The organism is Streptomyces sp. WAC05292, from assembly GCF_003949955.1.
Taxonomy (GTDB): domain Bacteria; phylum Actinomycetota; class Actinomycetes; order Streptomycetales; family Streptomycetaceae; genus Streptomyces; species Streptomyces globosus.
In genome coordinates this window covers 1-9,647 of sequence record NZ_RPSE01000235.1, presented here as the reverse complement: position 1 = coordinate 9,647, position 9,647 = coordinate 1, and the positions used below count along the sequence as shown (strand labels likewise).

Below are 9,647 nucleotides of genomic sequence, written 5' to 3'. Positions count from 1 at the left end.
GGGCGGCGGGCCGGGGACCGGCGGGCGGTCCCCTGCGCCGCCTGGTGCGCGCGGGTCAGCCTGGCGAAGTTTGCAAGCAGCTGCATCCCGTGCTGACTGCAAATCGACTCGGGGTGGAACTGCACGCCCCACTGCGGCCGGGTGCGGTGCCGCAGGCCCATCAGGATGCCGTCGGGCGTCCAGGCGGTGGCCTCCAGGGCGTCCGGCAGCCCGGTCACCGTGAGCGAGTGGTAGCGGACGACCTCCAGCGGGGAGGGCAGCCCGGCGAACAGGCCCGTGCCGTCGTGCAGGACGGGCGAGGTGCGGCCGTGGCGGGGCTCGGGCGCCCGGTCGACCGTCGCTCCGTGGACGTGGCCGATGCCCTGGTGGCCGAGGCAGATCCCGAGGAGCGGCAGGTGGGAGCGGTGCACGAGCTCGGTGCAGATGCCGAAGTCGGATGCGCGGCGGGGCGTTCCGGGACCGGGTGACACCACGACGTTGTCGAACGCGTCCAGTTGTGCGATCTTCCAGTCCGGGTCGTCATTTCGGACTACTTCCGGCTCCCGGCCATTCACCTCGGCCAGATAGTGGAAGAGGTTATACGTAAACGAGTCGTAATTGTCGACAAGAAGCGTACGCACGGCGAAAAATCCCCCCAGTTCAAATCAAGCCGCGAGTGGCCTGATTTCGATCAGCATGTGCTCGACCATGTCTTCTCCGTACTCCCCCTCGCGGACCCGGCGGCCCGCCACGGTGACCAGCTCCCGGCCGCAGTCGTCGGCGATGTCGTACAGCGCCGGCAGGTCTCCCCGGTCGCTGAAGTGGAGCAGCACCCGCCCCCCGGGGGCCGTCCAGTGCACCGCCTGCTCGACGAACCTGCGGTGGGCCTGGTAGCCGGTGTCGACGTACGCCCGCTCGTGGACCGTCTTGTACTCGTAACCCGCGGGCCCCATCACGTAGTTGGAGCTCCAGAAGACCGTGTCGAACCGTTCCTGCTCGCGCAGGCCGGAGAACAGGTCGCTGTGCACCGCCCGGACCCGGCGGGTGACCCCGTGCCGGTCGGCGTTCACGGCGGCGTTCTCCACCGCGGCGGGGCTGATGTCCGCCGCGACGACCCGCTCGCATCCGGCCAGCGCGGCCGTGACGGCTATCACCCCGGTGCCGCAGCCGATCTCCAGGAACGAGCCCGAACGGCCGCCCGCGTCAAGGTCGTTGAGGCCGAGCAGCTCCAGTGCCACGCTCGTGGACGGCGAGTAGACCGGCGCGAAGACCTCGTCGAAGAGGTCCCACTCGCGACCGCCCAGGGAGAACACCCGCGGCCGGTCCGACCTGGTCAGGGACAGCCTGCTGCGGAGCAACGACCTTTCGTAGCTCTGGAGTTGGGAAACCTGTACCGCCTGGGACATGCGTACTCCTCAAGGAAGCTGCGTGACTGGCGGCCGCAGCGGTGGGGACGCCACCGGCTCGACCGGTGATCAGCCTGCCCTTGAGTGGTCCTCGACCAGAAGGTGTCCAGATGACAGCATCACTCCGGGCGCGTGGTGGCCCGATCACCCTCCGCACCGCTGACCTGGAGCGGGGCTCGAGCGATTCTTGACCACTTCTTGCCACAAGGGATACTTTCAGGCTGGCCATGGATTGCGTTACCGCGTTGGTGCGATCCTCAACGGCTTTATGGGGGGTCGGGGGAAGCGTCGTGGTTGACCACGCTTACGAAATGCTGGAACTGCTGAACAGAGAGGCGCCCGCCGCTGCCTTCGACGACGTGGTCCGAAAAGCCCGGGACTCCGGCCTGTCCGGGGACGCCCTCGCCCAGCTGACCAGGGCCCGCGACCAGAGCCTCGGCATCCGCGCGCTCTTCGTGCGCCGCCAGCAGCGCGAGGCCGGCCTCGCCGCCCTCGTCGACACCGCCCGCGACCTCACCCTCCCCTACGACCTCGACGAGCTGCTCAAGGTCATCACCCGGCGGGCCCGCCTGCTGCTGGGGCTCGACATGGCCTGGGTCAGCTTCGACGACCCGGAGGAGGGCGTCTCCCGGGTCCGCTCCGCCGACGGACACGCCTCCGCCCTCACCATCGGCTTCGCCATCCCGATGAGCGAGGGCGGCGTCGGCCGCCGCGCCGCCGAGGGGTCCGCGCCGTTCTGGTCGGCCGACTACATGAACGACACCAGCTTCACGCACAGCCCCGTCATCGACGAGGTCGTCCAGGCGGAGGGGCTGCACGCCGTCATGGCCGTCCCGCTGCGGCACGCCGGCGCCAGCCTCGGCGCGCTGTACGTCGCCGACCGCCACGTCCGGCACTTCACCCCGGACGAGGTCTCCCTGATGAGCTCGCTCGCCGACCTGGCAACCGTTGCGATCGAAAAGGCGCGCCTGCTGGAGCAGACCCGGTACGAGGTCGTCGAGCTGGAACAGGACACCTCCCGCGCCCTCGACTCCTCCTCCACCGCCCGCCAGCTCCGCGAGACCCACGGCCGGCTCCTCGACCTCGTCCTCCAGGGCGCGGGCCTGTCCACCCTGGCCGCCGAGGCCGTCAAGGGACTCGACGGCACCCTCGTCGTCCGCGACGCGGCCGGGCGCACCCTGGCCTGCCCCGTCGGCGCGGTCCCCGAACTCGACGAGGCGGAGATCCGCACCGCCCTCCTCGACGCCCACACCGACCGCCAGCCCCGCAGCACCGCCGACGGCGTCTGGGTCGCCTCCATCGCCGCGGGCGACGAGATGCTGGGCACCCTGATCCTCCTCTCCGAGGAGCCGGCCTCCTACCTCCAGGTGCAGCTCCTCGCGCTCACCGCCCAGGTGACCGCCGTCGTGCTGCTGATGGAGCAGGGCATGGCGGCCGCGGAGGGCCACATGCGGGACGAGTTCTTCCAGGACCTGCTGCGCGGCACCTCCCTGTCCCCGGTGCAGATCGCCGAACAGAGCCGCCGCCTCGCCCTCGACCTCGACGAGCCGCACGTCGTCGTGATCGCGCGGCCCGAAGGCGGCGTCCAGGGGCGGGTCGCCGCCTGGGCGGCCTCGTACGCCAACCGGCACCAGGGGCTGAAGAGCGTCGACGGCGACAGCGTGGTGCTGCTGCTGCCCGGCACCGAGGCCGGCGCCATCGCCCGGACCGCCTCGAAGGAGCTCTCGGAGGTGCTCGGCAGACCCGTCACCGCCGGATCGGCGGGCCCCGTCGAGAACCCGGCGGCCATCGTCCACGTCCACCAGGAGGCGCGGCGCTGCCTCGACGCCGTCGCCGCCCTCACCGGCGCCGGCAGCACGGCCTCCCCCGACGAGCTGGGATTCCTCGGCGTCCTCCTCTCCGAGAAGCCGAACATAGACCGGTTCATCGCCGACACCATCGGGCCCGTCCTCGACTACGACGACCAGCAGTACACCGAGCTGGTCCGCACCATGGAGGCCTACTTCGCCTCCGCCAACAGCCCCTCCCGGGCCGCCGAGTCGCTGCACGTCCACCCCAACACCGTCTCCCGCCGGCTGGAGCGGATCACCGAGATCCTCGGCGAGGACTGGCAGAAGCCGACCCAGGCCCTCCAGGTGCAGCTGGCCCTCCAGCTCCAGCGCACCCGCCAGGCGCTGCGCCAGAACCGGCGCGGCGCACCGCGGCACACCATCGGCTGACCACAGGGCGCGCCGGGCCGGCCCGGGGCGGAGGAGGCCGGACCTCCCGGCCCCGGTCCGGCGGCGCTACCGCTCCCCGCCCCGCTCGGTGAGGACGCGGACCGCGTGCGCGGCCGACGCCAGCGTGGTGTGCCGGTGCCAGCCGCCGAAGGAGCGGCCGCCGAAGTCGGTGATCCCGACCTTCTGCGAGACCGTCGCGAAGTCGTGCTCGACGTTCTGCGCCCGCTTCGCCAGGCGCAGCAGGGCCCCGGCGGGGGCCTGCGTCATGTCGCTGATCCAGCACCGCTCGGGCCAGCCGCGCGGGTCGGTCCACTCGCCGAACAGCACCAGCGGCTCCGCCACCTGCGGCAGCTCCACCCGCACCCCCACGACGAGCGAGGTCCGCGGCCGGAGCGTCACCGGGTCCAGCCAGCTCACCGGCCGGCGCAGCGTCCGCGCCATCAGCAGCAACTGGTGCGCGGCGAGCTCCCGGTTGCCGCTGCCGGGGAGCACCGGGTCAGCGCACCGCACCCGCATCGAGCCGCGGGCCGTCGCCGTGAAGTGCAGCCCGGCGGGCCCGAACCGGCGGGCCACGGCGGCCGGGTCGACGTCGGGCAGGTCGAAGACGACGGGGCGGTGGGGCTGCCCGACCCAGTCGCGCAGCTCCTCTACCGCCCCGGTGGCGCACTCCAGCGGGCTCGTCGCCAGCTCCGAGCGGTGCACGTTCGGCGACAGCGGCCCGACGCTCTCGCGCCACCGCTCGGTCAGCGCCAGCCGCCAGTTCACGGGGCTGCTCTGCTCCTCCCCCACGGCCCACACCCCGAACGCGACCTGGCTGTTGACCATCTGGCCCCGCTCGGGCACGAACCGGCGGGCCACCCCGACCGACTCCGTGCCGGCCTTGGAGATCACCACCGGCTGCACGACCCAGGCCCGCGGCCGCAGCGCCCGCTCCAGGTACCGGGCGAGCGCGGCCCTGACCGGGCCCCAGTCCCAGGTGGAGGAGACGACGAAGTGGTGGAGGCTCTGCTCGGCGGCCCGGTCGCCGACGTGCGCGGCGATGTTCCTTATCGACTTGCGGCCCTCGGCCTTGAGCAGGCCGCGCAGGTACACCTCGCCCTTGCGGCGCTGGTCACTGCGCGGCAGCGAGGCGAACAACTCGGCGCAGAGCTCGTCCACGACCAGATCCGGCACGAACCGGCCGCTCAGGGTCTCCAGTCGTTCGAGACTCGGTGCGCTCATGGTGGATCCATCCCTTCCCCCGGCTTCTCCTCCAGCGCTTCAACCCTGCGCTCGGGGGCCGTTCGGGAACCAGGTGGAGCCGTCACACACATTCGCCCCGCGGTGCACGGCCGGTCATCAGGTCCGGACGGACCGCACACGGAAGTCGGTCGGGCGTACGAACACGCGCCGGGCCGTTGGCCTGCTCGGGAACCGCTCGCCCCCGCATCGAGGGCCGCCGGACCGCCGGTGGACCGCCGGCCCCGCCCGCCACACGCCCCCCTGACCGCACGAAACGGTGACCGCACCACCATCGCGAAAGCCGCGGATGGTGGTCCGGCCACCGTTGGACGCCCTCTGCGCACCTCAAGAGGAAGCATCCCCTCCTCTGTTCACGCGCTGCCCCGCGGACTGCCCGGCCGCGGTACCCGGCCCACCCGCCGCGACTCCTACCGCGCGCGGAGACCGTCCCCGTCGAGGAACACGGCCCAGGCGGCCTCCCCGACCACGACGACGGGCCCCCCGTCCCGCTTGCTGTCCCGCACGGCGACCGTGCCGGGCACGTTCAACGCCACCTCGACGCACTCCTGGTTCGCCTGGCCCCCGCTGTAACTGGACTTCCTGAACTGAAAGTCGTTCATCGCCTACCCACCCCTGCGGATCGCATCGATCAGCTTCACCGAAGCCTGAGGCGCCAGGCTCGCGCGCGCCACCTGCTCGAAGGCGCGCATGAAGCCGGCGCTGGCCTCCGTCCCCTCAGCCCACACGTTGGAGGTCACGCTCTCGGCGTAGCCGACGTCCAGCGCTCCGGGCTCCGCGAACGACAGCACGTTGAACGCCCCTCCCACAGCATGATGCGCCCCCGCACCGAACGGCAGTACCTGTACGTGCACGTGGGGGAGCCCAGCCATGTCGATCAAATGCTGCAACTGGCCGCGCATGACCTCGGGCCCGCCGATCTGCTGCCGCAACGCCGCTTCCCAGACCACCGCGTGGATTTCGAGAGGGTTCTCCCCCGCCAGCCGCATCTGCCGCTTCGTCCGGGACTCCACCAGCATCTCGATCTCGCTCGGATGCGACCACGCGGAGGCGACACCCAGCGCGCGCACGCAGTCGGGCGTCTGAAGCAGTCCCGGCACCAAGGCGAGCTGCCAGGTGCGGACCCGCATCGCAACCTGCTCCATCGCCACGTACTCGGCGAACGCGCCGACGCGCGGCATGTCCTGCCACCATCCCTTGGCCTTGCGGCGCTCCCTGTCCAAACGGGCGAGCCCGAGCAGGCCGTCGACGAACTTCCCGTCCTCCACGCCGTAGAGGCTGCACAGGGCCACGATGTCCGGGTCCCGGAAGGGCACCCATCCGCGCTCCATCTTGGCGATCTTCGCGGCAGTCGCACTGAGGACGTGGGCCGCCTGCGGCTGGGTGAGTCCGGCTTCGCTCCGCAGGCGCAGCAGCTCACCACCCAGGCGGCGTCCCAGCACCGTGGAAACACGATTCCCCAACGCCGTCTGTTGTGGCGCCACTTGTACCACCTCCGGTGTACCGGCAACAGTTTTGCCGGGGCAGCCCCCGGCACACAACTCACTCCTGGGGATAGATATCCCCGAGACAGCTTGCACAGTCCGTGGCGGCCGCCATACCGTCGGTGACGAGCCGCTCACCACTGCGGCGCGACCTCGGCGGAAGTGCACCGTGCTGCCCGCACGGCAGAGCCACCGCCCTCACCGGAAGGTGCGTGCAGATGGACGAGCCGATGCGGCGGGACGTGCGGGACTACCCGCCCCGGCAGGACTCCGTTCCGGCGGCCCGGCGGCGAGCCGCCTGGCTCGCGGTGGCCTGGGGGCAGCCCGAAGCCGCGGCCGACCTCGCGCTGGTCGCCAGCGAACTCACGACCAACGCGCTTCGGCACGGCTCGGTGCCGGGCCGGTTCTTGCGCGTCGAGATGCGGCTCACCGGGTCGGTGCTGCGGATCGAGGTGACCGACCCCAGGGGTGAGAGGTGGCCCGTGGCGCGCGAGGTCGGGCACGACGAGCAGGGGGGACGCGGGCTCGGGATCGTCGGTGCGGTGGCCGACCGTTGGGGGTGCACCGAGCGCGTGGTCGGCAAGACCGTATGGGCTGAGTTCGGGGGTTCGGGGCGCCGTTAGGGTTCGACGCATGGGCAACTGGATCGCGCCGAGCGCCATAGAACGAGAGCTGTACGGGGCCAAGGCGGCCGGGGACTGGGGCGGCTACTTCGACGCGCTGGCCCGTGCCGAGTTGTTCGTCCCGCAGGACCGGCACTTCCAGGACGCCAATCCCCGCGCCGTGTGGATGCAGCCCGTCTGGTTCCCGCAGGCGCGCGCCCAGTGCTTCGTCGCCTACACCGCCGGCATGCTGCCGCCGCCCACCCCCGACCAGGTGTTCTCCCGCCACAGCCTCAGCTGGTTCGCGCACCGCATCGACCCCGGCGACCCCCCGTACCTCGCCGTGAACCCCGGCACGCCCTGCGAGGCGTTCCTGCCCGCCTCGCCCGCCGACCGCGAGGTGTGGAAGGGGCACTGGGAGCGCGCCGACCGGTACGGCCTGGAGCAGGACGCGGTGCACGCCCTGCACGTCGGGGGCCCGCTGCACGGGCCCGTCGCGTTCGGCCTGGCCTGCGGAGCCCATCTGTCCGTCCACAACGGGCAGTTCTGGAACGCCCTCGGCCACCACGGCGCCGGCTACCTGAGGGAGCGCGAGAAGCTCCGCGAGTGGTGGGGGGTCACCACCCGCGAGGAGTGGCTGTCCGCGGTGGAGCGGCTGCTGGCCGCAGACATGGTCAGCTCGGTGTGGGAGTTCGCGCTGCGCGTCCGCACCGCGCTCGCCCGCGAGTTCGCCGGACCCGTCGACATCGAGCACTGGCGGCACGCCACCGAGGCCACCCTGCGGGCCAACGCCGAGCGCGCCGCCGAGCCCCGCCTCACCCCGGACGGCGTGACCGTCTCCCGCCCCCGCTCCACCGCCGAGATCGAGGGCGAGGTCGCGGGCGTGCAGCGCGTCATCGGCCGGATCGCCCGCTATGAGCAGCGCTTCCGCGCCGACGGGATCCTTGGCGAGGGACGCTGGGTCCGCTCCGTCGAGGCCTGGGACTACGGCCGCGCCTCCCAGATGGCCCGCTGGGGCGTCGGCGCCCGCTTCGGGACCGTCGAGGAGGCCGAGGACTTCGTGGTCCGGGCCGGGCGGATGTGCCGGCTGGCGTACCGCTCCTGGGAGGACCTCTCCGCCGGCTTCATCCTCGGCCGCTGCCTCCAGTTCGACGAGGAGGAGTACGGGCACTGGTACACGGGCATGGCCGCCACCCACGAGGCGCTCGCCACCGACCCGGGCAGCCCCTGGCTGAACATCCCCTGGAGCCAGGGGTGATGTCCGCGACGGGCCGGTGACGGGGGCCGGCGGATGCACGGCCCGCGACGGGCGTGCCGCGGTGCCACGCACGGCCGCCGGCCCGCCGCGTCCCGCCGGGCTCACCCCCGCCGGGCCGCCTTCAGCGCGGCCACGTCCCTGGCGAGCGCCTTCACCGTGGCGTTCAGCTCGCCGACCTGCCGGCTCAGGGCCGCCAGGCCGTCCTGCCGGCCCGCGCCGGCCGGGCCGGACGCCCGGGTCCGCGCGATCCCCGGCGGGACGCCCCGGATCCCGACCTCCACCTCCTGCCACGCCGCGAGCACGGCCGTCTGCTCGGCGCTGTCCGCGCCGAACAGCTCCCCGGCCTTCCGGAAGGTGGTGTCCGCGAAGTCCTGGAAGCCGGCGTCCCGGGCCGACGCCCGCAGCGCCTCGTACCAGATGGACCCGGCGGCCTCCCAGGAGAACCCGCCGATTCCCACGGCCGCCAGGTAGAACGCCTTGTTCGGGATACCGGAGTTGTAGTGCACCCCGCCCCAGTCGCCCTCCTCCGTGTCGGGCAGGTGGACGAACCTGCCCATCCGGTCCGGCTGGGGGTCCCGGCCGAACAGCGCGTTGTGGAAGGCGGTACCCGGCGCCCTCATCGAGCGCAGCGCGTCGGCCTCGATCTCCGGGGTGAAGACCTCGGCCCCGATCAGCCAGTCGGCCTCCTCCGCGGGCTGCTTCATCGCCCACTGGACGACCATCGCCGCCATGACGTCCGACATCGACTCGTTCAGCGCACCGGACTGGTTGTGGTACTCGAACCCCGAGGTGTGCTCGGTAACGCCGTGCCCCAGCTCGTGGACGGCGACGCTGCGGGATCCGGCGAGATCGGTGAACAGGCGGCCGTCTCCGTCGCCGAACACCATCCGCCGCCCGTCCCAGAACGCGTTGTTGAAACCGGTGGCGAAGTGGACGTACCCGTCCAGGCGCATGCCCCGGCCGTCGAGGGAGTTGCGCTGGAAGACCTCCTTCAGGAAGTCGCGTGTCAGGCCGAAGTTGTCGAAGACCTGGTTGACGGAGTCGTCGGCGGACTCGGGCCCGTCCTCCGTCCTGGCCACCTCGGCGAAGGGGAGGAAGGTCCCGTGCCCGGCGTCGAAGACGGTCCGCCGCCCGGCGGCCGGGGCCGCGGACGCGCCGGCGACGTCCTTCCACACCGCCCGCTCGCCTGCCAGGCGGGCGGTCGTCAGCATCGTGCGCAGGGCGGCCCGGCGCACGTCGCCGTCCCCGCTCTCCAGCAGTCTCTCGAGGATGTACGGGGGCATGATGCAGTTGAGCCGGCAGGTGCTGCTCATGGGACACCTCCTGGACGGGAGGACCGGCGGTCGGCCGTCCGGCGGCGCACCGGACGTCCGTGACCGCTCGGGGTTCGACGTGGAGGGGGCTGCGCGGCGGACGCGGCCCTGCGCGGGACGGCAGGGGCCGCGTCCGCCGCGCAGCCC

9 protein-coding genes are annotated in these 9,647 nt (G+C 72.4%); 3 read left to right on the top strand and 6 right to left on the bottom strand.

Going from position 1 to position 9,647, the window contains the following annotated elements; all coding sequences use genetic code 11:
* Both EF903_RS21885 and EF903_RS21880 read right to left on the bottom strand, forming a co-directional pair.
* Window positions 1-620 (bottom strand): aminodeoxychorismate/anthranilate synthase component II (locus EF903_RS21885; RefSeq protein WP_148142553.1); only part of this gene is annotated, 620 nt, incomplete at its 3' end.
* Window positions 621-644: 24 nt separating this feature from the next.
* Window positions 645-1,385: a methyltransferase domain-containing protein gene (locus EF903_RS21880; RefSeq protein WP_125545723.1), complete on the bottom strand. Its 741-nt coding sequence runs from the start codon at window positions 1,383-1,385 to the stop codon at window positions 645-647.
* A 290-nt stretch (window positions 1,386-1,675) separates the two neighbouring features.
* Between EF903_RS21880 and EF903_RS21875 the strand changes: the two genes are divergently transcribed.
* Window positions 1,676-3,604, top strand: coding sequence for a helix-turn-helix domain-containing protein (locus EF903_RS21875; RefSeq protein ID WP_260615754.1), 1,929 nt, complete (start codon window positions 1,676-1,678; stop codon window positions 3,602-3,604).
* A 66-nt stretch (window positions 3,605-3,670) separates the two neighbouring features.
* On the opposite strand, the gene EF903_RS21870 is transcribed toward EF903_RS21875, so the two are convergent.
* The 3 genes from EF903_RS21870 to EF903_RS21860 all read right to left on the bottom strand — a co-directional run bounded on the left by EF903_RS21870 (window position 3,671) and on the right by EF903_RS21860 (window position 6,327).
* The gene (locus EF903_RS21870) at window positions 3,671-4,825 is read right to left on the bottom strand and encodes a transposase (protein ID WP_125545721.1); all 1,155 of its coding nucleotides are present in this window, start codon (window positions 4,823-4,825) and stop codon (window positions 3,671-3,673) included.
* A gap of 428 nt (window positions 4,826-5,253) precedes the next feature.
* On the bottom strand, window positions 5,254-5,445 hold the full coding sequence (locus tag EF903_RS21865; protein WP_125545719.1) for a DUF397 domain-containing protein: 192 nt from the start codon (window positions 5,443-5,445) through the stop codon (window positions 5,254-5,256).
* Window positions 5,446-5,448: 3 nt separating this feature from the next.
* Complete coding sequence (locus tag EF903_RS21860; RefSeq protein ID WP_260615752.1) at window positions 5,449-6,327, bottom strand: helix-turn-helix transcriptional regulator; 879 nt, start codon at window positions 6,325-6,327, stop codon at window positions 5,449-5,451.
* A 218-nt stretch (window positions 6,328-6,545) separates the two neighbouring features.
* On the opposite strand from EF903_RS21860, the gene EF903_RS21855 reads away from it, so the two are divergent.
* Together EF903_RS21855 and EF903_RS21850 are read left to right on the top strand one after the other, a co-directional pair.
* Entirely contained in the window at window positions 6,546-6,950 is a 405-nt protein-coding gene (locus tag EF903_RS21855; RefSeq protein WP_260615751.1) for an ATP-binding protein, read from the top strand.
* A 10-nt stretch (window positions 6,951-6,960) separates the two neighbouring features.
* Window positions 6,961-8,187 (top strand): DUF1266 domain-containing protein, encoded by a 1,227-nt coding sequence (locus EF903_RS21850; RefSeq protein ID WP_125545717.1) that lies wholly within the window; start codon window positions 6,961-6,963, stop codon window positions 8,185-8,187.
* 101 nt (window positions 8,188-8,288) lie between these two features.
* On the opposite strand, the gene EF903_RS21845 is transcribed toward EF903_RS21850, so the two are convergent.
* Complete coding sequence (locus EF903_RS21845) at window positions 8,289-9,500, bottom strand: M4 family metallopeptidase (protein ID WP_125545715.1); 1,212 nt, start codon at window positions 9,498-9,500, stop codon at window positions 8,289-8,291.
* Window positions 9,501-9,647: the final 147 nt, after the last annotated feature.